Source organism: Mesorhizobium sp. M1423 (assembly GCF_040317575.1).
Taxonomy (GTDB): Bacteria; Pseudomonadota; Alphaproteobacteria; order Rhizobiales; family Rhizobiaceae; genus Mesorhizobium.
The window spans coordinates 172026-198088 of the sequence record NZ_JAMYKU010000009.1; the positions used below are offsets into that span (position 1 = coordinate 172026).

At 62.7% G+C, this 26063-nt stretch carries 25 protein-coding genes; 16 read left to right on the plus strand and 9 right to left on the minus strand.

Translation table 11 applies throughout. The features are described 5' to 3' along the window. Nucleotides 1-78: 78 nt before the first annotated feature. From choV to NKG95_RS14210, 4 genes are all read right to left on the minus strand, one after another. The gene (gene choV, locus NKG95_RS14195) at nucleotides 79-1260 is read right to left on the minus strand and encodes a choline ABC transporter ATP-binding protein (protein ID WP_353041181.1); all 1182 of its coding nucleotides are present in this window, start codon (nucleotides 1258-1260) and stop codon (nucleotides 79-81) included. Further along, nucleotides 1257-2111: a choline ABC transporter permease subunit gene (gene choW, locus NKG95_RS14200; RefSeq protein WP_023719230.1), complete on the minus strand. Its 855-nt coding sequence runs from the start codon at nucleotides 2109-2111 to the stop codon at nucleotides 1257-1259. Before choW ends, choV begins: the two co-directional genes overlap by 4 nt. Before the next feature lie 117 nt (nucleotides 2112-2228). Beyond that, the gene (gene choX, locus NKG95_RS14205) at nucleotides 2229-3164 is read right to left on the minus strand and encodes a choline ABC transporter substrate-binding protein (protein ID WP_352591725.1); all 936 of its coding nucleotides are present in this window, start codon (nucleotides 3162-3164) and stop codon (nucleotides 2229-2231) included. A gap of 15 nt (nucleotides 3165-3179) precedes the next feature. Continuing rightward, nucleotides 3180-3308: a hypothetical protein gene (locus NKG95_RS14210; protein ID WP_280940418.1), complete on the minus strand. Its 129-nt coding sequence runs from the start codon at nucleotides 3306-3308 to the stop codon at nucleotides 3180-3182. A gap of 93 nt (nucleotides 3309-3401) precedes the next feature. On the opposite strand from NKG95_RS14210, the gene NKG95_RS14215 reads away from it, so the two are divergent. The 9 genes from NKG95_RS14215 to NKG95_RS14255 all read left to right on the plus strand — a co-directional run bounded on the left by NKG95_RS14215 (nucleotide 3402) and on the right by NKG95_RS14255 (nucleotide 14031). Next, complete coding sequence (locus tag NKG95_RS14215; protein ID WP_023719232.1) at nucleotides 3402-4013, plus strand: thymidine kinase; 612 nt, start codon at nucleotides 3402-3404, stop codon at nucleotides 4011-4013. A gap of 120 nt (nucleotides 4014-4133) precedes the next feature. Continuing rightward, nucleotides 4134-4523, plus strand: coding sequence for a c-type cytochrome (locus NKG95_RS14220; RefSeq protein ID WP_352482068.1), 390 nt, complete (start codon nucleotides 4134-4136; stop codon nucleotides 4521-4523). A 212-nt stretch (nucleotides 4524-4735) separates the two neighbouring features. Continuing rightward, nucleotides 4736-5824: a hypothetical protein gene (locus tag NKG95_RS14225; RefSeq protein WP_353004832.1), complete on the plus strand. Its 1089-nt coding sequence runs from the start codon at nucleotides 4736-4738 to the stop codon at nucleotides 5822-5824. A gap of 35 nt (nucleotides 5825-5859) precedes the next feature. Beyond that, nucleotides 5860-7005, plus strand: coding sequence for a hypothetical protein (locus tag NKG95_RS14230; RefSeq protein ID WP_353041184.1), 1146 nt, complete (start codon nucleotides 5860-5862; stop codon nucleotides 7003-7005). Nucleotides 7006-7029: 24 nt separating this feature from the next. Further along, nucleotides 7030-8940: an AAA family ATPase gene (locus NKG95_RS14235; RefSeq protein ID WP_352591707.1), complete on the plus strand. Its 1911-nt coding sequence runs from the start codon at nucleotides 7030-7032 to the stop codon at nucleotides 8938-8940. Nucleotides 8941-9077: 137 nt separating this feature from the next. Continuing rightward, a complete protein-coding gene (locus NKG95_RS14240; protein WP_084642682.1) occupies nucleotides 9078-9494 on the plus strand; it encodes an endonuclease domain-containing protein in 417 nt (138 codons plus the stop codon). Between the two features lie 109 nt (nucleotides 9495-9603). Next, nucleotides 9604-10908 (plus strand): DUF6638 family protein, encoded by a 1305-nt coding sequence (locus tag NKG95_RS14245; RefSeq protein WP_353041186.1) that lies wholly within the window; start codon nucleotides 9604-9606, stop codon nucleotides 10906-10908. Nucleotides 10909-10923: 15 nt separating this feature from the next. Beyond that, nucleotides 10924-12048, plus strand: a complete 1125-nt coding sequence (locus NKG95_RS14250; protein WP_023719239.1) for a DUF2333 family protein — start codon at nucleotides 10924-10926, stop codon at nucleotides 12046-12048. Between the two features lie 303 nt (nucleotides 12049-12351). After that, nucleotides 12352-14031 (plus strand): formate--tetrahydrofolate ligase, encoded by a 1680-nt coding sequence (locus NKG95_RS14255; protein WP_352494783.1) that lies wholly within the window; start codon nucleotides 12352-12354, stop codon nucleotides 14029-14031. A 71-nt stretch (nucleotides 14032-14102) separates the two neighbouring features. On the opposite strand, the gene NKG95_RS14260 is transcribed toward NKG95_RS14255, so the two are convergent. After that, nucleotides 14103-14750, minus strand: coding sequence for a cysteine hydrolase family protein (locus NKG95_RS14260; RefSeq protein WP_352482061.1), 648 nt, complete (start codon nucleotides 14748-14750; stop codon nucleotides 14103-14105). A 128-nt stretch (nucleotides 14751-14878) separates the two neighbouring features. On the opposite strand from NKG95_RS14260, the gene NKG95_RS14265 reads away from it, so the two are divergent. Continuing rightward, nucleotides 14879-15865, plus strand: a complete 987-nt coding sequence (locus NKG95_RS14265; protein WP_352482060.1) for a helix-turn-helix domain-containing protein — start codon at nucleotides 14879-14881, stop codon at nucleotides 15863-15865. Nucleotides 15866-15871: 6 nt separating this feature from the next. Here NKG95_RS14265 and NKG95_RS14270 read toward each other — a convergent pair whose 3' ends face one another. Continuing rightward, complete coding sequence (locus NKG95_RS14270; RefSeq protein WP_352787774.1) at nucleotides 15872-16429, minus strand: sugar O-acetyltransferase; 558 nt, start codon at nucleotides 16427-16429, stop codon at nucleotides 15872-15874. A 146-nt stretch (nucleotides 16430-16575) separates the two neighbouring features. On the opposite strand from NKG95_RS14270, the gene NKG95_RS14275 reads away from it, so the two are divergent. From NKG95_RS14275 to NKG95_RS14285, 3 genes are all read left to right on the plus strand, one after another. After that, entirely contained in the window at nucleotides 16576-17037 is a 462-nt protein-coding gene (locus tag NKG95_RS14275; RefSeq protein WP_352846548.1) for a DUF4126 domain-containing protein, read from the plus strand. Beyond that, the gene (locus tag NKG95_RS14280; protein WP_352482056.1) at nucleotides 17034-18410 is read left to right on the plus strand and encodes an FAD-containing oxidoreductase; all 1377 of its coding nucleotides are present in this window, start codon (nucleotides 17034-17036) and stop codon (nucleotides 18408-18410) included. Before NKG95_RS14275 ends, NKG95_RS14280 begins: the two co-directional genes overlap by 4 nt. Nucleotides 18411-18550: 140 nt before the next feature. Next, the gene (locus NKG95_RS14285) at nucleotides 18551-19600 is read left to right on the plus strand and encodes a M14 family metallopeptidase (protein ID WP_353041189.1); all 1050 of its coding nucleotides are present in this window, start codon (nucleotides 18551-18553) and stop codon (nucleotides 19598-19600) included. 14 nt (nucleotides 19601-19614) lie between these two features. Here NKG95_RS14285 and NKG95_RS14290 read toward each other — a convergent pair whose 3' ends face one another. Further along, nucleotides 19615-20385: an isocitrate lyase/PEP mutase family protein gene (locus NKG95_RS14290; protein WP_023719246.1), complete on the minus strand. Its 771-nt coding sequence runs from the start codon at nucleotides 20383-20385 to the stop codon at nucleotides 19615-19617. A gap of 319 nt (nucleotides 20386-20704) precedes the next feature. Between NKG95_RS14290 and NKG95_RS14295 the strand changes: the two genes are divergently transcribed. Further along, a complete protein-coding gene (locus NKG95_RS14295; protein ID WP_353041191.1) occupies nucleotides 20705-22894 on the plus strand; it encodes an anthranilate synthase in 2190 nt (729 codons plus the stop codon). A 32-nt stretch (nucleotides 22895-22926) separates the two neighbouring features. Next, complete coding sequence (locus NKG95_RS14300) at nucleotides 22927-23856, plus strand: cation diffusion facilitator family transporter (RefSeq protein WP_502913951.1); 930 nt, start codon at nucleotides 22927-22929, stop codon at nucleotides 23854-23856. A gap of 215 nt (nucleotides 23857-24071) precedes the next feature. Here NKG95_RS14300 and NKG95_RS14305 read toward each other — a convergent pair whose 3' ends face one another. Then, nucleotides 24072-24320, minus strand: coding sequence for an antitoxin (locus NKG95_RS14305; protein ID WP_353041193.1), 249 nt, complete (start codon nucleotides 24318-24320; stop codon nucleotides 24072-24074). Between the two features lie 24 nt (nucleotides 24321-24344). Further along, entirely contained in the window at nucleotides 24345-25445 is a 1101-nt protein-coding gene (locus NKG95_RS14310; RefSeq protein WP_353041195.1) for a hypothetical protein, read from the minus strand. Nucleotides 25446-25547: 102 nt separating this feature from the next. Between NKG95_RS14310 and NKG95_RS14315 the strand changes: the two genes are divergently transcribed. After that, complete coding sequence (locus NKG95_RS14315; RefSeq protein WP_352450551.1) at nucleotides 25548-26000, plus strand: DsrE family protein; 453 nt, start codon at nucleotides 25548-25550, stop codon at nucleotides 25998-26000. Nucleotides 26001-26063: the final 63 nt, after the last annotated feature.

The following is a 26063-nucleotide window of genomic DNA, read 5'->3' on the forward strand; positions in this document are numbered from 1 at the left end:
GGGGGAGATGTCCGGCAGGACAGAGGGGGGCGCGACAGAACTCGGCGTTGGTCTTGGTTCTCTCCCCAAGGAGAAAAACTACCGCCGCAACACCGCGCTCAGCACATCCCTGACGCCGATGGCGCCGACGAAGCGCGATTGGTCGTCGAATAGCGCCACGGGTGCTGTCTGTGAGCGATGCATGGCCAGCATCACCGTCTTCAGCGAGGTGCCGGGATTGGCCCAGAACACCTGCGCCGTCTCCTCCGGCTGAGCCTCGACGTCGGCGCAGGAGACCCACACCGCCGGCTTGCCGTCGCGCTCGGCCGCCGCCACCAGCCCATGCTCGTCGATCTTGAAGCGCGTCGTCTTGCGGCGGTCGAGCCACACCCAGCCGTTTTCGCCATGTTCGAGGTCGCGGCGGTCGCGCATGACGTTCCAGGCGGTCAGCACCGAGAGCGGGTTCACATTGGCGATGAAGTCGCGGACATAGTCGTTGGCAGGCCGCAGCACGATGTCTTCCGGCGCGCCGGTCTGCACGATGCGCCCGCCCTCCATGATGGTGATGTGGGTGCCGATCTTCAGCGCCTCCTCGAGGTCGTGGCTGACGAAGATGATGGTCTTCTTCAGTTCGGCCTGAAGCTGCAGCAGCTCGTCCTGCAGCTTGGTCCGGATCAGCGGATCGAGCGCCGAGAACGGCTCGTCCATCAGCAGGATCGGCGCCTCGGTGGCGAAGGCGCGCGCCAGGCCGACGCGCTGCTGCATGCCGCCGGAAAGCTCATGCGCGTATTTCTTCGACCACTGGTCGAGATGAACCAGCTTCAGCTGTTTGCTCACCCGCTCCTTGCGCTCGGCTTCCGGTACGCCGGCGAGCTCGAGGCCAAGGCCGACATTTTCCTCCACTGTGCGCCAAGGCAGCAGGCCGAACTGCTGGAACACCATTGCCACCTGCTTTTGCCGCAACCGCCGAAGCGTCGCCTCGTCGCAGGTGACGACGTCGACCGTACCATCGCCGTCCTTGACCAGCACCTGGCCGCGCGAGACGACGTTCAGCCGGTTGACGGCTCTGAGCAGCGTCGATTTGCCGGAGCCGGACAGGCCCATCAGCACCGAAATCTCGCCCTCGTGCACGGTGAGGCTGGCGCCGGCGCAGCCCAGCACGTTGCCGCTCTGTTCGAGGATCTCGGCGCGGGTGGCGCCGCTGTCGATCAGCGCCAGCGAGCCGGCCTGGTCGGCGCCAAAGACGATGTCGACATTCCTGAAATCGACGGCGACGGTCATTTCTTGCCTCCCACGCCGATGCGCGTCATTCGGTCGAGCACGATGGCGAGCACGACGATGGCCAGACCTGCCTCAAGCCCGAGGTCGATCCGGCGCGACCCGAGCGCCCGGTTGATCTCTGTGCCGAGGCCGCCGGCGCCGATCAGGGCGGCGAACACCACCATCGACAGCGACAGCATGATCGATTGGGTCAGCCCAGCCATGATGGTCGGCAGTGCCGAAGGCAGCTCGACCTTCCACAGCAGCTGGCGCTTGGTGGCGCCGAACGCTTCGCCCGCCTCGACGATCGATTTCGGCACCGAGGTGACGCCGAGATGGGTGAGCCGGACCGAGGTCGGGATGACGAAGATGATGGTGACGATCAGGCCGGGCGCGTTGCCGAGGCCGAACAGGGTCAGCACCGGGATCAGGTAGACGAAGGTCGGCAGCGTCTGCATCAGGTCAAGTACCGGCAGCATGACGCGATAGATCTTCGGCTTGTGCGCGGCCCAGATGCCGAGCGGCACGCCGATAGCCATCGAGACGGCGGCGGCGGCAACGACCAGCACCAGCGTCTCCACCGTCTGCTTCCACAGGTTCTGGTTGAGGATGAACAGCAATCCGATGAACACCGCTAGGGCCAGGCCTTTCGAACGCTGCAGGAAATAGGCGAGCAAAGCGATCAGGGCGATCAGCAGAACCGGCGGCAGCAACAGCAGCCCGTCGACGATGCCGTCGAGCAGGAAGTTGAGGCTGTTGGAGAAAGCCCTGAAGACGGTGTCGAAATTGTCGGTGAGAAAGCCGAAAAACGCCTTCCCCCACGCGCCAATGGGGATCTTGTAGCTGACCAGGAATTTGGAGATCGGATCCATCTAGCCCCTCTTCTGCCGGCGCCGTCCTTTGCCGGACGGTCATCTTGTCACAGGATATGAAAAAGGGCAGCCATTTCTACCGTGGCTGCCCCTCGTCTTGTCGTGCAAGCGGTCAGGTCAGCTTCCGAGCGCTGTTTTCACCGCTGCCGCCGCGTCGCCGCCGTCGAAGGTGGTGACGCCGGCGATCCAGGGAGCAACCGCGTCCGGGTGCTTCTTCAGCCAGTCGGTCGCGACCGTATTGGCGTCGCCACCCTTCAGGATCGCGTCCATCATCTCGCCTTCCATGTCCAGGTTGAACTTCAGGTTGGTGATGAACTTGCCGGCATTCGGGCACTCGGTCGTATAGCCCTTGCGCACGATCGTATGCACGGTGGCGGCGCCGAAGCCAGTGTCGCCCATGCCGTCGAGATAGGTGATCTTCATGGCGCCCATCACCGGATGCGGCGTCCAGCCGAGGAAGGCGATCCATTCATTGTTTTTGATCGACTGCTCGGCCTGGGTGAGCATGCCGGCTTCGGACGATTCGACCAGCTCGAAGCCTTCGAGATTGTCGGCCGGGTTCTTGATCATGTCGAGGATGATACGATTGCCGTCATTGCCGGCCTCGATGCCGTAGATCTTGCCGTCGAACTTGTCCTTGAACTTGCCGAGATCGGTCAGCGTCTTGACGCCGGCGTCGGCGACATAGGTCGGCACGACGATGCCGTAGCCGGCACCGCTCAAATTCTCGCTCACGGTCTCGATGGAGCCTTCTGCGGTGTAGTCCTTGATGTCGTTGGTCATCGACGGCATCCAGTTGCCGAGGAAGACATCGAGGTCCTTGTTCTTCAGCGACGCCATCGTCACCGGCACCGAAAGCTGGATTACCTGCGGCTCGTAGCCGAGCGCGGTGAGCAGCACCGAGGCTATACCGGTTGTCGCCTGGATGTCGGTCCAGCCGACATCGGACAGACGAACCGCCTTGCAGCTTTCTGGATCGCCGGCGAAGGCCGCAGTCGTGGATAGAAAAGCCGCGAGGCCGAGACCGGCGACGAATGAATTCATGCGCGACATAGAAATTCTCCCATTTCAGTTCTCGGTGAAGCGAAGTGGCGGTTTTATCTCCACCTTTGTTCCGTCAGCCAAACACCATTCTGCTGCGGTTTCAAGCACTAAGGCAACCACGATCAACGGCGCAGGCTGGTCGATCAGCGACACGCCCGCCGCTTTCCGGATGGAAGTCGTCTTTTCCCGGTGGAATGTAGGCGCTCCCCCTCCCCGCTTTGTTGCAACTCGGCTTAAAAGGACGGCATGGCCAAGCTGTACTTCCACTATGCGACGATGAATGCCGGCAAGACGACGATGTTGTTGCAGGCCTCGTATAATTACCGTGAGCGCGGCATGACGACGATGCTGTTCATCGCCGGCCACTATCGCAAGGGCGATACCGGGCTGATCTCGTCGCGTATCGGCCTGGAGACGGAAGCCGAGATGTTCCGCGACGGCGACGACCTATTCGCCCGGGTCGCCGAGCATCATGACCACGCCACGGTCCATTGTGTCTTTATCGATGAGGCGCAGTTCCTCGAAGAGGAGCAGGTCTGGCAACTCGCCCGCATCGCCGACCGGCTGAACATCCCGGTCATGTGCTACGGCCTGCGCACCGATTTCCAAGGCAAGCTGTTTTCCGGCTCGCGCGCCCTGCTGGCGATCGCCGACGACCTGCGCGAGGTGCGCACCATCTGCCGCTGCGGCCGCAAGGCGACGATGGTGGTGCGCCTCGGCGCCGACGGCAAGGTGGCCAAACAGGGCGAACAGGTGGCGATCGGCAAGGACGTCTATGTCTCGCTCTGCCGCCGCCATTGGGAAGAGGAAATGGGCCGCGCCGCCCCAGACGATTTCATCGGCTTCACCAAAGCCTAAACCAGCGCTATTGCTTTCATCCGACCTCCCGGCTGACATTCGTTCCGCAATCGCGCCATTGCCGCCTTTATTGAGCGTGCCGCCTATTTTGATCCACAGCCAGAGCCGTCGGGAGTTCCCATGCTTCGAGTAATTTCGTCTGCAACTGCTTTCCTCATCGCCGGCATCGTTGCCGCGCATGCCGACGGCGATGCTGCTCTCGGCAAGAAGGTCTTCAACAGATGCATGGTCTGTCACGAGGCAACGAGCGACCGCGACAAGGTCGGCCCGCATCTGCTTGGTGTCGTCGGCCGCACCGCCGGCACCGCGGACAGTTATCTCAGCCGTTACTCGCAGGCGATGAAGGATGCCGGCGCCGCCGGTTTGGTCTGGGACGAAACAAACCTTGCCGAATACCTGCGCGCGCCCCGGCAGAAGGTCCCCGGTAACAAAATGGCCTTCTCCGGCCTGACCAGCGACGATGACATCGCCAACGTCATCGCCTACCTCAAAGCCGATCCCAAGCCCTGAGCGTCGCTCCCGAGCAAAAGTCCAGCCGAGGTCGAAGCGGTGCCTGACCGGCCGGCAGTTACAGCGTAATCATGGCTTGATATCCTGCAGTCGCTTCCTGAAATTCTTTGTTTTCCTGTAATCCCATGTCTTCCGTCTTTCATTCGCCAAACCCGGCACATATATTCGCGGCGGTTTGCGAAACGAAACCGATGCCGAAGCGGGAGGCCCCAATGGCGACATTGCAGAATTTCGATGCCGAGATTGCCAAGACCAAGCAGGTCGTGCAGGACATGCGCACCAAGATTGAGCAGTCCGGTGCCGTGCTCGACACGCTCGCCACCGCCGACAAGAAGATCGGCGACGCCAATTTCGACATCGAGAATGCCCGCATCGAGGATGTGCTGAAGCAGCAGAAGGTGATGGAAGGCAATATCGCCGACCTGATCATCGGCCTCGAGGACGCCACCAACGTCTTCGGCGCCGAATTCGAGAGCATGAAGAACTACACCGGCTGGGAAAGTTTCGTCGGCGTCTTCTCCAGCCAGCGCAAGCAGCGCATGCGCACCGACCGCGTCCGCAACATGTCGCTGGCCGGCAATTTGCAGGAACTGCTGGCGAAGTCCGACACCATCGTCGGCATCCTCAAGGCGCAGAAGCAGGTTCTCGACACGCGCTACAAAACCTCCGAGGCCAGCCTGTCGCAGGTGATCGAGCGCCGCAAGACCACCATGTCCAATCTCGAGACCGTGCAGAAGCGCATCGAGGAGCTCAACCCGATGCTGCTCGACATCGAGAACAAGATCGCCGCCTCGACCAGCCAGAAGGAGCGCACGCAGCTTGAAGGCGAGCGTTCGAAACTGGCCACGGAATACAACGAGAAGCAGGCCAAGGAGCAAGAATTGCTGGCCGAAAGCCAGACGCTGGAGCGCTACACCTCGATGTTCCAGACCTTCGTCGATTCGCTCAACAACCAGATCGCGGCGCAATCGACGCTGATCAACAAGCTGACCATCGATACCGAGCAGCGCATCGTGCTGTACAAGGCTCTGGAAGATTCGCTGAAGACCGCCGCCCAACAGGATGTCGCCCACAAAATCAACACGCTGGGCAGCCAGGTCGACAACACCGCCGAAGAGACCATGGCCGGCATTGGTGCTGCCTCGCAGAAGCACATTGGCGATCTGCTTGAAATGCACGAGAAGAACATGGTCGCCACCGCCGACATCCAGCGCCGCAAGAAGCTCGCCGACGATGCCTTCGCCCGCCGCTTCGACGATGTAATGAAGAAGCACAATTCGGCAAATTACGTGCAGTCGTAATTGCTGCACGTGCACTGCTCCCAAGGGCTGGCAGCATGACCCCCGAAAACGAAGCGGCGGCGCGCTATTTCTCGGCGATCGCGGCGGCACTTGGCGGCCTCGAAGTGTTCATGCGCGACGATCGCTCGCCGCTCTACCGGCACGGCATCGTCGCCAAGATCGTCGCCGAATATATTGCGCGGCTCGACAAGTCGTTCTCGTGCTGGCGCAACCGGCTGGGCTTCACCGAGACGTTCCGCATCTCGCGCGCCGAAAGCGGTTTTCCGGTCTTTCAGAACCTGCTCGAGCTGGAAAACGACCGCCTCCAGGCCGATGCGCGCCTCGCCAACCTCCCGCTGGCCGACGAGCTGCGCGAGGAAATGGCGGACTTCGTCCTGCGCCATAAGGAATTCCCCGAAGCGCTGCAGAAATCGATGGCCGAGCGGCTCTACCTCGAAGACGTCAAGAGCGAGACCACCTTTGGCCCGTTCACGCTGGCCCAGACGGCCAAGGTTTCGGTCAATCCGAAGACGTTGCGGCCCTATTATCTGGTCCACTGGGCCTGCTTCGACGGCAGCGCCAACCTGCCGCTGGTCTATATGCTGACGGTCGAGGATTCCTCGGATGACATGATCCGGCAACTGGTCGACTCCGGCGGCAAGCTTAATGAGAGGGTCGACATTCCGCTGCCGGTCGACGGCCTGCTCAATCCCGAGCTCGCCCACCGTTTCGACGATTTCACCGAGAAGAATTCCGCCTACACGCTGTCGCCGGCGACCATCGCGGTCAACCTCGACAAGGATTTCGAACCGCTGCATCCCAAGCAGCTGCGTCGCGTCGTGCTCGGCCCGTTCTATTCTGCAGGGATTACCGACAACAATTCGACGGTAAGCGAAGTGCTGGCCAAGGTGCGCAAGCCGGAAAACGCCTGGCTGCTGACCTGGACCATCCAGGAGGTCTTTTCCAAGGCCGAGAAGCCAGGCCGCAAGGGGCTGTTCTCGAGCGAAAAGACGACGCAGGAATTCTTCATCAATACCGACGATCTCGAGGCCGCGCGCCAGGGCGTGTCGAGCTATGAGAACCATGCGCTGATCCCGCACGAGGCCTATCAGGCGCTCTATGCCGCCGGCGAGGCGCAGAAGATCTTTTCGGGCTACAAGGTCCACATCCTGTCCAAAGGGCAGGTCATCAGCGACGTCTGACCGTCAAATCGCGGAGCATCTTCCATGGACACCGGCCTGACCACCATCCCGGAAGCGGCAATTGAAAAGCACCGCGCCACTGCGCAAAGTTTCATCACCCGCATCGTCGTGCTGGAAGACCCATCGCGCGAGTCCGGCACAGCGCTTGCCGGCACCAACCGCCGCTTCGTCTCGACCGTCTCGGTCGGCTCGGTTCGCCGCACGCGCGAGGTCGAGCTCGCCAAAACCGTCGCCGCCGTCCATCCCGACGACCAATTGCTGACCATACCGCAGCACATGCTGTTGTTTCGCGCTCGGCGCGGGGCGGCAATAGCGCTAGCCATATCGGATGTCTTCGCCGAAGGCTCGGACCTCGAAAGCCTGCAGGCGAAAAACGCCCGCGCGCCGCTCGAAGGCGACGAAGCTGCCACCTTCAAGAAGCTGCTGTCGGCCTCTGCCTACATCTCCGCCTTCAGCCTCGCCTCCTATTTGTTCCAGCTGATCGACAGCGACGGCGAGGCGCCGAACGACACGCCCGAGCCGGACTTTCTGTTCGACACCCCGCAGGATGCGGTGAAGTCGATCGTGGCCGGGCTCGACAGGGCGATAGCAGGTTCGAAGGACGACGCCGACCTGATGACCCGCGCCCGCGCCTTTGCCCGCGTAGCCATCGACGGGCTGTTGGCGCGAAAGGGCCGCTTCGACGGCATCGGCCCGTTCGAGAACGCCCATATCCGCATCGACGTCGACGATTTTACCCTCGATGGTTTCGACGTCGCCCCTGGCAAGCGGGCAAAACCGCTGGTGATGACCTTCAAGAAACCGGAAGAGGTCGTCGGCAACCACATCGCCAAGTACCAGTCGGTAAAGCTCGCCAAGATGCTGATGGCGTACGACTTCGAGCGCGAGCTGAACCCATTCGTCGAGCTTGGCGGCTTCCTGTTCACGTTTATCGGCGACGGCGCGCCCGGCACCGGCAAGACGACGCTGATCCAGATGATCGCCGGCCTTCTCAACGGCTACTGCCAAGTCGCCGGCTATCCCTTCGCCTACGAAAATTTCGGCGTCGACCAGATCTCCTCCTACCAGGGCAAGTCCGGCCAGAACTGCCGCCAGTTCATCAACAATGTGCTGAACCCGCGCGTCATCGGCTTCGGCACCATCGACGATATCGACCAGGTCGCCGCACGCCGCTCAGACGACCGCGCCTCGGCCGGCCAGCAGGAAATCACCGGTGTGCTGATGGACGCATTTGCCGGCGCGGCAACCGTGGTGCGCGGCAATTGCTCGTTCGGCATGTTTTCCAACTATCCCGAAAACGTTGACGACGCATTGCGCCAGCGCGCCGGCGCCCGCTGGCTGGTCGACGGCCCGCAGAGCCGCGACGACTACATCGACATCTTCGTCCTGCTCGCCGGCAAGAACCACAAGATCCCGCTCGGCGACCACAAGCTCTATGCCGCTCAGGAAATCCAGCGCGCGGTGATGGAGGCTTACGAGGAGCATGAGAAGCCGCAGGAAGACGGGCTGATGAAGGTCTATGAGCGCTACATGAAGGAGAACGGCGCGCCGAAGTCGATGGCCGATATCGGCACCTATCTGCACTTGATCAAGGATGCCGAGCCGCGTTTCACCGGCCGCGCCATCAAGAACGTCACCGACGCGATCAAGATGCGCGCCATGGACATCGAATTGCCCGACGAGTGGTTCGAGAAGCCGGAAGCCTTCATGCACAAAAGCTACGACGACAAGAAGGCGATGATCGAGGAACTGCGCGGGCCGTTCTCGATGGACATGGTCATGCAGGAGATCAACCGCTACGCGGATTCCGAATTCCGCTATTCCGACAAGTCGGACGATGCGGCGGTGACCAAGATGATCCGCGACACCCGTCTGCGGGAGCGTGCCGTCCGCGAGATCGAGGAGTTGAAGAAGAAGGGAATGTGGAATGCGTGATCTTCCTTCTCACCGGATAGCACTGTTTCCGGTGCGATGCATAAGCTCCCACAGCAACGCTGAAAGACGTGGCTCAAACGCTGACGCCCCCCTCTCCCCGTTCTTCACGGGGAGAGGGTAAAGGTGAGGGGCAGCGCATGCGTGGGCCAGAAATAGACACAACCAAGCGCGCAAGGCGCCTGCGTCAATCCGACAACGATGCAGAAACCGCGCTCTGGCTGGAGTTGCGCGACCGCAGACTGAACGGCCATAAATTCGTACGGCAGTTGCCGATAGGCTCTTACTTCGTCGATTTCGCCTGCAGAGACTGCCAGCTCGTCGTCGAAGTCGATGGCAGTCAGCATGTCGGCAGCCAATATGATCGAATCCGAGATCGCTTCATCGTCTCCGATGGCTGGTCTATCCTTCGCTTTTGGAACGTAGACGTATTGAAGGAGCGGGAAGCAGTCCTTGAAACAGTGGTGGCTGCGATCGAAGGGCGCCTCGAACGCCATATCGAAACGCGTGATCTTCGATTTGTCGCCGCCAAAGGCTATGGAGAGACATGTCCTTGACCGTTTGCGCTGCCCCTCACCCTTACCCTCTCCCCGTGAAGAACGGGGAGAGGGGGGCGTCAGCGTTGGAGCTCGGTCATCCAGCGCAAGATCCGTTGGGACTACGCGCATGAGCCCTGCCAAGAAACCCGACCTGCTACGCGACAACGAGCTGATCTACGGCCGGCTGCTGACGGTCGACGAGCCGCATCTGATCCAGCGGTACAACAAGGCGATGGTCGCCTTCGGGCTGAAGCCGACCAAGCTGAAAAGCTTCGAGATCGACCGTACCGGCTTTTCGCCGCAGGTCGCCGAGGAATGCGGCGACTACAGCTACCTCGATCCGAACGAGGTCAACCGCCGCTTCATCATCCTGACGCCGTCGCAGATCGACCTGCCGGTGGTGCACACGGCTTTCTCCAACACCTCGCTGCTGATGTACGAGTTCATGTCGAAGAACCAGCGCGCCATCGATGCGCTGACAATCAAGGACGTCATCTACGGCGAGATCGAGGATTCAGTCCCCAAGGTCGACGACATCGAGGATCTGCTGTCGATCAATCAGGTCGAGTTCAAGGTGCTGTCGGCCGAGGACGTGCTGGGCAAGGCCGCCGAGCTCGGCAAGCTGGTCGACCGGCTGAAGCAGGAACCGGATGCCTGGCGCGACAATGCCATGCTTGCACACATGGTCGAGCTGGCGAAGATCTGCGGCGACATCCGCGAGAATGCGTTGGTGCCGGACCAGGTGATCTTCCGTCACAATGCCTATTGGACCAGCCATTTCGGCGGGCTCTATGTGTTCGTCGATCCGGACGTGACGACGGTGATCAGCGACCCGGCAGCGCCCGGCTTCCGCCGCTCGCGGCCGTGGCAGGTGAGCTATCTCTCGATCCACGACGCCGACAAGGTTTTCAAGTTCCTCGCTTCGACCGGCCGCATCGAGCTGCCGCGCGCCTCATGGATCGAAACCTCCGGCTATCTCGAGCATCGCGCCGAAATGGTGGTGCGCGCGCTGATCCGCGACGCCGAGCCCGACCGCAATCTGACCGACGTCGACAAGGTCTGGCTTCAGACCTGGATCCACGGCCATGCCGATCTGATCACCAGGGACGGCAATTTTCCCTTCCTCAACGCCGCCAAGCGCGAGATCGCCCAACTCGGCCATCTCAAGATAGAGGATGTGTTCCCGCAGCAGCGCTTCCTGGTGATCCGCGCCAAGCCGGACCATCAAGACGCCTGGCTGACCAACCAGCTGATCTCGGACTTCGTGCCGCAGGACTTCGTCTCGCGTTACGTCTTCAACAAGCCGGGCTTCTACAGGGATTATGACGGCTTCAGCGACGCTTGGCGATCGCATGTTGTGGACGTTCTGAAAACCACATATTTGAAGGACAAGGTGGCGTTTCGCACACGCCTCTACGGCTTGACTGACTGAGGGGGTGACATCGCCATGCTTGATCCGATCGTGAATTTCTTCACCCGGATTTTCCAGTGGATTGGCCGCGGCATCGGCTTGCTCATCGGCGCGATCCTGTGGCCGTTCCTGTGGGCGGGGCGCTGGTACACGCAACGCGGCTGGATCCTGAAGGCGGTGCTCGGCCTGGCTGTCGTCGTGCTGATCGGCCTCTACATTAATTTCTTCTACGCCACCCAGTGGTGGAACAATTTCGACCCGAATTACGTCGACAAATACACGTTCGAAAAGCGCAACAGCTCCGCCGGTGAACAGGTCTCTGCAGGCGCCGGCACCGACACGGCCAAGACCTGCGGAAATTCAGCCATTGCCCAGGTTGCGGCCGACCTGACCGACTTCAACGTCAACCAGAATGCCTGGGTGTCGTCGATGATCCTCTACAAGCTCGGCCTGTTCGGCATCGACTGGGACCACACGCCGTTCATGGACAACAAGGCTTCGTTCCAGCGCGGCATCAACCAGGCGGTGCGGCGCACGGCGACCGAGCTTGCCGACAATCTCGGCCGCGTCCGCACCACCTCGCAGATCGACGCCGACCTGCAGGACGCCCGCGGCAATCTGCAGTTCGATGAGGAAACCTGGTACTTCGGCTTGAACCCGTTTGGTCCCAAGACGCCGACGCCGAGCTATTATCGCGACGCGGTGCGCAAGCTGCGTTCCTTCAACGCCCGTCTGGCAGCCTGCCAGGCCACGTTCGATGCCCGCGCCGACAATCTCAAGCAGTATATCGACCGCATCTCGTCCGACATCGGCTCGACCTCGGCGATCCTCAAGGAGCGTGCCGAAAACCACAACAATGGCTGGTTCGACACCCGTGCCGACGACCGCTTCTGGTTCGCCTATGGCCAGCTTTATGCCTATTACGGGCTGATGAAGGGCGCGCAGGCCGACTTCGAGGACGTCATCAAGGAAAAGCACCTGCAGAACCTGTGGGATACGATGGACGCGCAATTCGTCTCGGCGCTGCGCATCCAGCCCTTCATCATCGCCAATGGCCGCGAGGACGGCTGGCTGTTGCCGACACATCTGACGACGATGGGGTTTTACATACTCAGGGTCCGCTCGAACATGGTCGAGATCAGCAACGTGCTGACGCAGTAGCGGATCGTTCCGCGCAGCCGGCGCTGGTGAATTTGCGCCGTTGCTTCTGTCGCTTTTCGCGTATTACGCGGCTGTTTTGAGACGGCGGAACCGCGCCTGCTCTGGCTTCTATACGGCGCGGCGACCGGCGCGAAAAAAGAACCTGTAGCAGGGCAGCCGACCGCAGAGGCACTTTCTTCGTAGGAAACATAGTTGCATGAAAGTTGACGCCGCGGCAGCGACAGGGGTAGAACATGCCCGCGCCTGCAGTGCCGGGCTTGCGACCACAGTAATCGAATCCGTTCAATTCAGAGGGAAGCCGTCATGGCCGAAGTGAAGTCCGACATCGAGATCGCGCGCGGCGCCAGGAAGAAGCAGATCCAGGAGATCGGCCAGAAGATCGGCATTCCGAGCGAACATCTTCTGCCCTACGGCCACGACAAGGCGAAGATCTCGGCCGAGTTCATCAAGTCGGTGAAGGGCAACAAGGACGGCAAGCTGATCCTCGTGACCGCCATCAACCCGACACCGGCCGGCGAAGGCAAGACGACGACGACGGTGGGCTTGGGCGATGGCCTCAACCGCATCGGCAAGAAGGCCATCGTCTGCATCCGCGAGGCTTCGCTCGGACCGAATTTCGGCGTCAAGGGCGGTGCCGCCGGCGGCGGCTACGCGCAGGTCGTGCCGATGGAGGACATGAACCTCCACTTCACCGGCGATTTCCATGCCATCACCACCGCCCATAACTTGCTGTCGGCGCTGATCGACAACCACATCTATTGGGGCAACGAGCTCGGCATCGACACCCGCCGTGTCGTCTGGCGCCGCGTCATGGACATGAACGACCGGTCGCTGCGCGAGATCATCTGTTCGCTCGGCGGCGTCGCCAACGGTTTCCCGCGCGAGGCCGGTTTCGACATCACAGTCGCCTCGGAAGTCATGGCCATCCTGTGCCTGTCGACCGACCTGAAGGACCTGGAAAAGCGCCTCGGCGACATCATCGTCGCCTATCGTCGCGACAAGTCGGCCGTCTATGCCCGCGACCTCAAGGCCGACGGCGCGATGGCCGTACTCTTGAAGGACGCCATGCAGCCCAATCTCGTGCAGACGCTGGAGAACAACCCGGCTTTCGTCCATGGCGGCCCCTTCGCCAACATCGCGCATGGCTGCAACTCCGTCGTTGCCACCACGACGGCGCTGAAGCTTGCCGATTACGTCGTCACCGAAGCCGGTTTCGGCGCCGATCTCGGTGCCGAAAAGTTCTTCGACATCAAATGCCGCAAGGCCGGCCTGAGGCCGGCAGCGGCGGTCATCGTCGCCACGGTTCGCGCCATGAAGATGAATGGCGGCGTCAAGAAGGAGGAACTCGGCAAGGAGAACGTCGAGGCGGTCAAGAAGGGATGTGCGAATCTCGGCCGCCACATCGAGAACATCCGCCAGTTCGGTGTGCCGGCCGTGGTCGCCATCAACCATTTCTACTCCGACACCGAGGCAGAGATCCAGGCGATGAAGGATTATGTCGCCTCGATGGGCGAAGAGGCGATCCTGTGCAAGCACTGGGCTCAGGGATCGGCCGGCATCGAGGAACTGGCCAAAAGAGTCGTGGCGTTGGCCGAATCCGGCGCGTCGCAATTTGCCCCGCTCTATCCTGACGCCATGCCGCTGTTCGAGAAGATCAACACCATCGTCCAGCGCATCTATCGCGGTTCCGAAGCGATCGCCGACAAATCGGTGCGCGACCAGCTCCACGCCTGGGAGCACGCCGGCTACGGTCATTTGCCGGTCTGCATGGCCAAGACGCAATATTCCTTCTCCACCGATCCGAATCTGCGCGGCGCGCCGACCGGCCACACCGTGCCGGTGCGCGAGGTCAGGCTGTCTGCCGGCGCCGGCTTCGTCGTCATCATCTGCGGCGAGGTGATGACCATGCCCGGTCTGCCCAAAGCGCCATCCTCGGAAAAGATCTTCCTGAACGAAATGGGCCAGATCGAGGGCCTGTTCTAAGGATATCAACGCTCGAACGGCAAAGGGCGCCGCAACGCTGCGGCGCCCGTCTGCCTGCTCGCAATAGTCTCCTACGCCGCGCTTCGCGCCAGCGCGCGCTGGTTGGAGGCATAGGGTGTGTCGTGCTGGGGTACCACGCCGGTCTTCAGGCAATCGATCCATTCGGCGGTTTTGAGAACGGCCGCGAAGCGCGACTGCAATACGATCGTCACGACGCGATGGATTTCCTCGCCCGAAGCGTAGCCGGCGCTGTTGGCGTAGGGCAACGACCCCGTCGCGTCCGACAGGAACTCGACCTCAAAACCCATATGCACGGCATGGATGACCGTGGACAGATCGCAATTATGCGTCATGTAGCCGATGACCGTGATCGTATCGATAGAGTTGGCGCGCAGCCACTCCTCTAAATCCGTGCCGGTGAAGGCGCTGGGCAAGTTCTTTTCGATGTAGTGGTCGCGGTTTCGCCTGGCGATTTCCGGGTGCAACTCGGCGCCATGGCTGCCCTTGGCGAAGACCGATGAGGTTTCCGGTGCCAACTGCTTGATGACCACCACCTTGACGCCTGCCTCGGTGGCCGCGTCCATCGCTCGCGCCACATTGACGACGCTCTCGCGGAACGGCGGATGCTGGATGGCGAGGTTGCCGCCGTCATAGTCGTTCTGAACATCGATGACGATGAGGGCGCGGCGTGGAGCTTTGCCTTTGGCTGGGTCCGACATGGGGTTTTCCTTTCCCGTTTGGCATTGATGGGTGGACGATAAGCGCGGCGCCGGATCGCAAAAAGTGTCCCGATTGACATTGTTCGAAAGAATTGGGACAATCGGTGTCACCCTTTGCTGGAGCTCCCATGGCCGATCCTGTCGTTGCCGCCATCGCCTTCGATGGCATCAGCCCGTTTCATCTCTCCGTGCCGTGTCTCGTGTTCGGCGCGGATCGCACGACGCTCGGCCTGCCGCGCTTCGACTTCCGGGTCTGCGCGATTGAGAACGGGCCGATCCGCACTGATGCCGGGCTGACCATCAGCGTCCCGCACGGGCTTTCAGCGCTCGATGATGCCGACATCGTCATCGTGCCGAGTTGGAAGAATCTCGGGATCTCACCGCCGACGACACTGATCGAGGCGTTGCTTGGCGCGCACGAGCGCGGCGCGCTGATTGTCGGACTGTGCTTGGGAACGTTCGCTGTCGCGGCGACCGGATTGCTTTCGGGGCGGCGAGCCGCGACGCACTGGGCCTACGCGGATCAGCTGCAGGAACTCTATCCCGACATTCTCGTCGAACCAGAAGTGCTCTACATCGACGATGGCGATGTCGTGACATCCGCCGGCGTCGCCGCCGGGCTTGACTGCTGCCTGCACGTCGTACGGGCTCGTTACGGCGCGGAGGCAGCGCTTCGCCTTGCCCGGCAGATCGTGCTTTCTCCGCATCGGCAGGGCGGGCAGGCACAATTCATCGAACGTCCCATCGCCAGAACCGGCAATGCGGACCGCTTCACCCAGGCTCTCGAAACGGTGCGCAAAACCCTGGGTGATCCGCACAGTCTGGACAGCGTTGCCGGTCTCGCCGGCCTCACCCGCCGGACGTTCACGCGCCGTTTCCAGAAAACGATCGGCACCAGTTTCGGCGACTGGCTGACCGACCAGCGTGTGCAACTCGCACAGCGGCTGCTGGAAGCAACGGAAAAATCGATGGATACGGTTGCCTTCGAGGCCGGCTTCGGCAGCGCCACCTCGCTGCGCCAGCATTTCGCAGCGCGGCTCAGAACCTCGCCCGTGCAATACCGGCGCGAATTCTCGAGGAGTGTCGATTTGGATAGACGCGGCGCTTCACGCTGATCCGGCTCACCCGCTCCTGATTACCCGTGCCGGATTGCCGACCACCGTGGTGTTCGCCGCCACGTCGCGCTTCACCACGGCACCGGCGCCGACGATGGCGCCATCGCCGATCCTGACCCCGCCGAGGATGATGGCACCACCGCCGATCCAGGCATTGTCGCCGATCTCGACCGGCCTGGCGATCTCCAGCCCTGCCCGTCGCCCCGCAGCCTCCCTGTGGTGCTCGGCGCAATAGATCTGCACATTGGGGCCGAGCAGCGTTCCCTTGCCGATGCGCACTGGCGCCGTATCGAGAATGGTGCAGCCGGCATTGAGGAAGACGCGGTCGCCGAGAAAGATGTTGAAGCCATAAGCGCAGTGGGACGGCGCTTCGATCCGGGCGCCCTCGCCTGCAGCGCCGAGCAGCGCCCGCAAGGCAGGCCCGATATCGCCGCGCTGTCGTGGTGGCAGGCTGTTGTGCTCGAACACCGCGTCGCGTGCCGTGATCCGCAGCGCCTCCAGTTCCGGGTCGAGGCAGCAATACCACTCGCCCGCCGCCATTTTCGTGCGTTCGCTCCCCGTCATGGCCGCAACTCCAGTCTCAATCTTTGCCAAGCACAACTGGTGAAAATACGGAAGCGCCGGCGGCGACACCACCTCTGGTCAAATACCGGACCTATGGTAGCTTGCTCTCTCGGACCTGTCCCAAGCCGGCCATCGAGGGATCAATCATGCTGTACATTCTTGCACTCCTGATTGGCATCGTTGCCGGGCTTCGCGCCATGACAGCGCCCGCCGCGGTCGCCTGGGGCGCCTGGCTAGGCTGGTTGCCGGTCACCGGCACCTGGGCGAGTTTCATGGGCCACTGGATCGCCGTCGGCATCTTCACCATCCTGGCCATCGCCGAACTGGTCACCGACCAGCTGCCATCGGCGCCGAGCCGCAAGGTGCCGCAGCAATTCGGCACGCGCATCGTCTCGGGCGCTTTCACCGGCGCGGTGATCGGCGCCACCGGCGGCGCCACCATCGGCGGCCTGATCGCCGGCGCCGTCGGCGCGGTGATCGGCACGCTGGGCGGCGCCGAGGCGCGTAAACGCCTGGCCACCGCCTTCGGCAAGGACCCGCCCGCCGCCTTCATCGAGGACGCGGTGGCGATCGTCGGCGGGCTTCTGATCGTGGCGGCGGTGGCATGACGGCAAAGACATTCGACGCCATCATCGTCGGTGCCGGGCAGGCCGGCCCACCGCTCGCCGGCCGGCTGAATGCGGCCGGCATGAGCGTGGCGCTGATCGAGCGAAAGCTGGTCGGCGGCACTTGCGTCAACACCGGCTGCACGCCGACCAAAACGATGGTGGCAAGCGCCTATGCCGCGCATCTCGCCCGCTGCGCCGCGGACTATGGCGTGACGCTCTCCGGTCCCGTCGGCGTCAACTACAAGGCGATCAAGGCGCGCAAGGACAAAGTCTCGAACGACGCTCGCGGCAATCTCGAAGACTGGATTGCCGGCATGGACAAATGCACGCTCTATCGCGGCCATGCCCGCTTCGTGACCGCCAATACGGTGCGCGTCGGCGACGATCTGCTGAGCGCCGAAAAGATATTCCTCAACACCGGTGGCCGCGCCTCGGTGCCCGATCTGCCCGGCATCGACGGCATTTCTTACCTGACCAATTCGTCGATGATGGATCTCGACGTGCTGCCGCGCCATCTCATCGTCGTCGGCGGCAGCTATGTCTCGCTCGAATTCGCGCAGATGTTCCGCCGCTTCGGTTCCGAAGTCACGGTCATCGAAAAGAGCCCGCGCCTGATCGGCCGCGAGGACGATGACGTCTCGGACGCCATTTTGTCGATCCTCGAAAACGAAGCCATTGCCGTCCATCTCGGCGCCGACGATATCCGCTTCGCCAGGCGAGGCAACGAAATCGCCGTGACCTTCTCGCCAGGCAAGGCGGCTGCGGTCGGCTCGCATGTGCTGCTGGCCCTGGGCCGCACGCCAAACACCGACGATCTCGGCCTCGACAAAGCCGGCGTCGAGGTCGACAAACGCGGCTTCATCGTCGTCGACGACCAGCTGCGCACCAGCGTGCCCGGCATCTGGGCGATGGGCGACTGCAACGGCAAGGGCGCCTTCACCCACACCTCGTACAATGACTACGAGATTGTCGCCGCCAACCTGCTCGACAACGATCCGCGCAAGGTCAGCGACCGCATCGAGGCCTATGCGCTCTATATCGACCCACCACTCGGCCGCTGCGGCATGACCGAAGCCGCGGTAAGGAAATCCGGCCGCCGCGCCCTTGTCGGCCAGCGGCCAATGACCCGCGTCAGCCGTGCCGTCGAAAAAGGTGAGACGCAAGGCTTCATGAAGATCCTGGTCGATGCCGACACCAAGGAAATCCTCGGCTGTTCGGTGCTCGGCCCGGGTGGCGACGAGGCAGTGCACTGCGTGCTCGATCTGATGTATGCCAAGGCGCCGGTCAGTACGCTGGCGCGCGCGGTGCACATCCACCCGAACGTCTCGGAGCTTCTGCCGACCATCGCCCAGGAATTGAAGCCGCTGGCATAGGCCGGGCGCAGGCGTTATCTCGCGATCCTTTGAGCGCCAGGCCCGGATAGAGCCGTGCGCCCATAGCGCGAAAAGCTGGACCAATCGACAGTGTATTGGCGAAAGGGCATGTGTTCGGTCTCGTTTCCTGGAGACAGTCCATGCAGAAATCCATCGAACGCATCGCCGGCGACAGCGAGGGCGTTTCCTACGAATTCCCCGTCTTCCGCTTCACCGGAACGGACAAGACAGCGCCTTCGGCCTATCTGCAGGCGGCACTTCATGCCGGCGAATTGCCGGGCGTCGTTGCCATCGATGCGCTGATGCCGATGCTCAGCAGGGCGGAAGCCGAAGGCCGCATCAGCGGCAATATGACCATCGTGCCCTGGGCCAATCCGATCGGCCGCGCGCAATATCTCTATGGCGACCATCAGGGCCGCTTCCATCTGGGGACGCGCACCAATTTCAATCGCGGCTTTCCGCGGCTCGCCGCGCCCGACGTCACGCTCCTGCCGGCGCACGGCACAGTCGATCAGCGGCTGAAGACGCGGCTGCTGCAGCTCTCCATCGGCCACGACATCGTGCTCGACCTGCATTGCGACGATGAAGGCCTCGCCTATCTCTACGTCCACGCCAGCCTGTGGCCGGCCATGGCGGATTGTGCGGCGGCCATGAGCGTCGATGCGGTGATGCTATGGGACGAAGACCCCGACGGCACCTTCGAAGGCGCCTCGATCATGCCGTATCAGAACGTCCCGGCCGACGTCGCGCGCCTCGACCGGCGCGTCGCCACCACCGTCGAATATCGCGGCATACTCGATGTCGACGGCGCCCTCGCCGGCGCCGATGCCGAAGGGCTCTACCGGCTGCTGGTGGCGCGCGGCGTCATCCGGGATCAGGCGCTGCCCGCGCCTGGCGGCTTCGGAGGGCTCGTCGCGCCGATCGAAAACATCGAGATGATGCCGGCGCCCCGCTCGGGCGCGATCCTCTACCACGTGAAGCCGGGCGACCGCGTCACCAAGGGTGCGCGCCTTGCCACCATCGTCCACGCGCCGGGTGAGCCCGACGGTCGCACGGAAGTGTTGGCGCCTCAGGCCGGCCTCATCCTGACACGGCGTTCCCGCCGCATCATCCGCGCCGGCGAAGACCTCTTGAAGCTGGTCGGCGACAGGAAGAGTGCCGATGCAAGGTCGGGGACGCTGGAGGACTGACGCAACCCGCCAGGCTACCCCGAAATCGCCTGTCGCGCCTTGGACTCCAGCCATTCGGCCATCTGCCGGTAAGGCACCGGACCATGGCTCACGCGGGCGACGCCGAGTTCGGCAAGCCTCTGGCGCGGCGGCACATGCGCCAGTGCAATGATGTTGACCGGCAATGCCGTTGCCTGGCAGAGCGCCTCGATCAGGCCTTCATCGGCAAGCCCCGGCGCAAAGAAGCCATGCGCTCCGGCCCTTTCGTAGGCGTGCGCCCGCTCGATCGCCTGATCGAGGAGAGCCTTGTCGTGCGCATCCGGTTTCGCCTTCAGGAAAATGTCGGTTCGGGCGTTAATGAAGGCCGGAATACCCGAGGTCTTCACGGCCGCCGCGGCGGCTTCGATCCGCCTCACCTGTATGGCGATGTCGTGCAGCCCACTGCCGCCGACAATCTGATCCTCGAAATTAAAGCCGACGGCTCCAGCCTGCACGGCGAGCCCCACGCTGCGGGCGACAACCTCCGGAGCGACCCCGTAACCGCCCTCGAGGTCCATGGTTACCGGCAGATCCACCGCCGCAACGATGCGTTTGATGTTTTCGAGCGCCAGTTCCAACGGGATTTTCTCGCCATCGGCGAATCCGAAAGCGGCCGCGACCGGCCAGCTTCCGGTGGCGATGGCCTTGGCCCCTGCTTGCGCGATGATCTTGGCGGAGCCTGGGTCCCAGGCATTGTAGAGGACAATCGGGTTGCCCTTGACATGGAGGGAATGGAACGTCCGTGCGCGGTCGATCTGCTCGGTCATCGATGTTTTCCCGTCTTCCTGCTGTTTGATGCAGAGTCTAGGCAGGACTGCCGGTCTTGGCCATGTGCCATGGGTTGCGAAAGCAGCAGCCACCCCACAGACTTTCAAACCTGTTGCGCATACCGCTTTTCGCGGCTATGGATTTCGCCATGAATATGCGTTCGATCAAGACCATTTGGTGGTGGGCTCGCTGACAGCGGCCTGTTCGAACGCGTTCGCGTGACAATAGAAGGTGGCCGCAGCGGAATGTCCGGGCGGCCATTTGTTTTTTCAAGCCATTCCCGGGTCCGTTGCCCCAAAGACGCTGATGGAGACGGCAATGACGACGAAAATTCTGGAGAATGGCGCCGAGCGCTTCGTCACCGCGGTCGGCGTGGCGATTACCCGCCAGCGCCATGACCGGTCATATGAGGGCGCGATCGACGGCTATGTCGATGGCCTGAATTCGCGCCGCGGCGCCGTGTTTTCCTCGAATTACGAATATCCCGGCCGTTATACGCGCTGGGATACCGCCATCATCGATCCGCCGCTGGTGATCTCGGCACGCGGCCGCGCCATGCGCATCGAGGCGCTGAACCGCCGTGGCGAGGTGCTTTTGCCGGTGATCGGTACGGTGCTTGCTGGCCTTGACGATGTCACGATCGCCGAGACGTCGAACAAACTCATCCGCCTCGAGGTCGCCAAGCCCGGCCGTGTCTTCACCGAAGAGGAACGCAGCCGCGTTCCCTCCGTGTTCACCGTGCTGCGCGCCATCACTGCTTTGTTCAAGACCGAGGAAGACGCCAATCTCGGCCTCTATGGCGCCTTCGGCTACGACCTCGCCTTCCAGTTCGATCCGGTCGACTACAAGCTCGAGCGCAAGCCAAGCCAGCGCGATCTCGTGCTGTTCCTGCCCGACGAGATCCTCGTCGTCGACCACTATTCCACCAAGGCCTGGACCGACCGCTACGACTATTCCGGCGACGGCTTTTCGACCGAAGGCCTGCCGCGCGACGAAATCGTCGAGCCGTTCAGGACCGCCGACCGGATCCCGCCGCGCGGCGACCACGAGCCCGGCGAATATGCCAAGCTGGTGCGCAAGGCGATGAAGAGCTTTGAGCGCGGCGACCTGTTCGAAGTGGTGCCGGGGCAGATGTTCTACGAACGCTGCGAAACCCAGCCCTCCGAGATTTCCCGCAAGCTGAAGAGCATCAATCCCTCGCCCTATTCCTTCTTCATCAATCTCGGCGAGGGCGAATATCTGATCGGCGCCTCGCCGGAAATGTTCGTTCGCGTCAACGGCCGCCGCGTCGAGACCTGCCCGATCTCCGGCACTATCAAGCGCGGCGACGATGCCATTTCCGATAGCGAGCAGATCCTCAAGCTGCTCAATTCCAAGAAGGACGAGTCCGAACTCACCATGTGCTCGGATGTCGACCGCAACGACAAGTCGAGGGTCTGCGAGCCGGGCTCGGTGCGCGTCATCGGCCGTCGCCAGATCGAGATGTATTCGCGCCTGATCCACACCGTCGACCACATTGAGGGACGGCTGCGCGAAGGCATGGACGCCTTCGACGCCTTCCTGTCGCATGCCTGGGCCGTCACCGTCACCGGCGCGCCGAAATTATGGGCCATGCGCTTCATCGAGCAGAACGAGAAGAGCCCGCGCGCCTGGTATGGCGGGGCGATCGGCATGGTCAATTTCAACGGTGACATGAACACCGGCCTGACGCTTCGCACCATCCGCATCAAGGACGGCATTGCCGAGGTGCGCGCCGGCGCCACGCTGCTCTTCGACAGCATACCCGAAGAAGAAGAAGCCGAAACCGAACTGAAGGCATCCGCCATGATCTCCGCCATCCGCGACGCCAAGTCAGGCAATGCCGCCAGCACCGAACGCAGCACCGCGCGGGTCGGCGATGGCGTCAACATCCTGCTGGTCGACCACGAGGACTCCTTCGTCCACACGCTGGCCAATTATTTCCGCCAGACCGGCGCCAATGTCTCGACGGTGCGCACGCCGGTGCCGGACGAGGTCTTCGACCGGCTGAAGCCCAACCTGGTCGTGCTGTCGCCCGGCCCCGGCACGCCGAAGGACTTCGACTGCGCCGCCACCATCAAGCGAGCCCGTGCGCGCGACCTGCCGATCTTCGGCGTCTGCCTCGGGCTGCAGGCGTTGGCCGAGGCCTATGGCGGCGAATTGCGGCAATTGCACATCCCGATGCATGGCAAGCCGTCGCGCATCCGCGTGTCGAAGCCGGGCATCATCTTCTCCGGCCTGCCCAAGGAGGTGACGGTCGGCCGCTATCATTCGATCTTTGCCGATCCGGTGCGGCTGCCCGATGGTTTTGTCGTCACCGCCGAGACCGAGGACGGCATCATCATGGCCTTCGAGCACCGCAAGGAGCCGATCGCCGCTGTGCAGTTCCACCCGGAATCGATCATGACGCTCGGCCACAATGCCGGCATGCGCATCATCGAGAACATCGTCGCGCACCTGCCGCGCAAGGCCAAGGAAAAGGCCGCTTAATTCGAGGGCTCAGTGTTGGGATTTCTTCCCCAGTGACCGCGGCAGAAATCAAAGCAGCCGCCAGGCAGAAGGTCGCCAGCCTCGCTTTCTGGTCGATCGTCGTCGCCTTCGTCGTGCTCGGCCTCAAGCTGGTGGCCTGGTACGTCACCGGTTCGGTTGCGCTTTATTCGGACGCGCTGGAATCGATCGTCAACGTCATTGCCTCGGCCGCCGCCTATTGGGCGATCCAGGTCAGCTACAAGCCAGCCGACCAGGACCATCCGTTCGGCCACCACAAGGCCGAGTATTTCTCGGCCGTCCTGGAAGGCGTGCTGATCGTGCTTGCCGCCCTGCTGATCCTCAATGAGGTCTGGTGGTCGTGGCAGCATCCGGCCCCGCTCGAACAGCCATGGACCGGCCTCGCCGTCAACGGCGTCGCAACCGTCATCAACGCCGTCTGGGCCTTGACGCTGATCCGCACCGGACGGAGTGAAAAATCACCGGCGCTGGTTGCCGACGGCAGGCACATCATGACCGACGTGGCGACCTCGGTCGGTGTGTTCATCGGCCTGGTCGGCGCCGTGCTGACCGGCTGGCAGGTTCTCGATCCGGCTCTTGCGGTGATCGTGGCGCTGAACATCCTGTGGCAAGGCTGGCACGTCATCGGCTCGTCGATGAACGGGCTGATGGACCGCGCCGTCGATACCCAGGAACATATCCGTATCCGCGACATCATCTCTGCCAATTGCAAGGGCGCGCTCGAGGTCCACGACCTGAAGACGCGCATCGCCGGCCGCGCCACCTTCATCGAGTTCCATCTGGTCGTCGACGCCGACATGTCGGTCAGCGCCAGCCACGTCATCTGCGACCGCATCGAGGACGCACTGCAGGCAGAGATCCCTTCCGTCCGCGTCATCATCCATGTCGAGCCCGACGACGAAGCGAAACTGCCCAAGGGCACGACGGCCGTGCCGTTCGCGTGAAGCAATTCGCGCAGAAAAATCGCTCAGTCGTGATCCTTCGCGCCCCCTCTGTCCTGCCGGACATCTCCCCCACAAGTGGGGAGATTGGCCGTCACCGCGGCTTTTGCCAATAGCCATAGTCGCAGGAGTGAGTGACGCGAGGAAGCTGCCGATCTCCCCCCAAGTGGGGGAGATGTCCGGCAGGACAGAGGGGGCGCGAAGGATCGCTGTAGCCCTCATTCCGAGCCGCTGCGCGCCATGGATTCGAGGATCTGATCCGACGGACTTTCCAGAGCCGCCTCCGCGAAATCGTCATCAAGCGGACCGATCACGCTGTCCAGCCAAGCCCAATCCTGCGCAAGAGGCTCGATAATGAGGCTCTGGCCGTGGCGGCTGATGAAAACCTCTTTGGTGTCGAAACGGTACTCCTTTGGCAAGCGCACCGCCTGCGAGCGGCCGGACCAAAACACCCTTGTCTTGCGCATGGCATCCACCTCCTCGTCACATGATCAAGGCCTGCAGGCGACCTGCGGCATCGGCTCCAGCCGGTAGACCTTGTCGTCGGAGCTGGTGTCGCCTTCCGCCGCTTTCGAGCACAGATCGATGATCGGCAGGCCGCTGTTTGGGTTGGCCAGCATCATCGTGCCGTTGGCGCCGCGGCGGAGGAAAATCTCCTTTTGCGCGATATCGCAGGAGGCACCACCCGTCTTCGCGCTGGCCGCGCAGCGCCATTGGTCGCCTTCGCCCTGGCAGTTATAGAGCTGCGTTAACTTGGCCGATTTCTGCCGCGTGGTAACCGAAACGGCGATATCGGCGCCGCTTGGCCAATTGGCCGGATCGCCAGCCCCGGCGAAAGACGCCAGCTCGACCGGTCCGCGATAAACCCGGATCGTCTGCGTCAGCTGATCGGGATGCGAGCCGAGATGCGCGGCATCGTAGTCGCGCCCGTAGCAGAAGGCCTGGTCCGGCTTCAGTCGCTCGCGCAATGGCGGGCCAAGGGCCGGGTCGATCGGGTCGACGCGGGCGAACTCCGCCTTGCAGGTCGCGGCCGGCATCGGGTCGAGCCTGAAGCCGTTGTCGTCCTTGCCCAACGCCTGCCTTTCGTACTCCGCCTTGCCGAGCTCGTCTTCCGATCCGGCGTCGAGATAGAGATCGGGCTGCACGTCCGAGACGATCAGCCGGCCCTTGTCGTCGACCTTCAGCAAAGCCATGGTGCGATCGCAGTCCATGCCGCAACGGATCGGACCGGTTTTGCCGTCCTCCGATTCATGGCTGCACCAACCGCCGAGCCATTCCGGCGCCTTGGCGCCGCGTACCGTCGTCGCCATGAAGCCATTGTAGGAGGAATCGATGCCGGTGCTTGGCTCCTCGTTTGGCCGGCTGACCGGATCGCGGCCGTAGTAAAAGAAGATGCGCGCCACCTTCTGGTGCGGATGCGACTTGAGATGCGCGGCGTCGTAGACGCGGCCGAAGCAGGCGTCCTTGCCGTCGGGGCTGAGCTCGGTGAGTTTGAGCGTGTCATCGGCGAAAGCAGCGCCGGCGACGGCGGCAAGCAAGGCAACCCCAAGCCCGGCGCCCACAATGGTCCCCGTTATGGTCCTCGACGTCATGCTACCCCTCCATTGCCCCGACAAGACGTGACGTCAATTTATGCTAGGATCGAGGCCGAGGCCACGCAATTTGCGCGGGCCGGCTAAATGGGAGATGAAGCCATGCGACGCCGCGATATTTTCCGCGTCGGTCTTGCCGGGGCCGCCGGGCTTTTCGGGCTGCGCCCCACCAAGGCGGCAGCCATTGAAGTCAAGGCCGTCGAAGAGGAAAGGCAAAAGGTCGCCTATCACCTCAGCGATCTCGACAAGGTCAATTTCGTGCTCGGCAACATCAAGAACCACTTCGAAGGCACCGACGGCAAGGTCGACATCGCGCTTGTCGTGCACGGCCCAGCACTTGCCGCCTTCAAGTCGAAGGGCATATCCGCCGCCATTTCCGGGCGTTTCGCCGGCCTTGTCCAGGATGGGCTCAGCCCGCACGCTTGCGCCAACACCATGCACGGCATGGATATCGGCCTGGCCGACCTGCTCGACGGCTTCCATGCCGCCGACAGAGGCGGTGTCGTCAAGCTCGCCGAATTGCAGCGCCAGGGCTACGCCTATCTCAGGCCATAGGCTTTTACGGACTTGAACGCGAGGACTGCGAGGGCCTACGAAGAGCAGGCCGAGTCCCCCGGA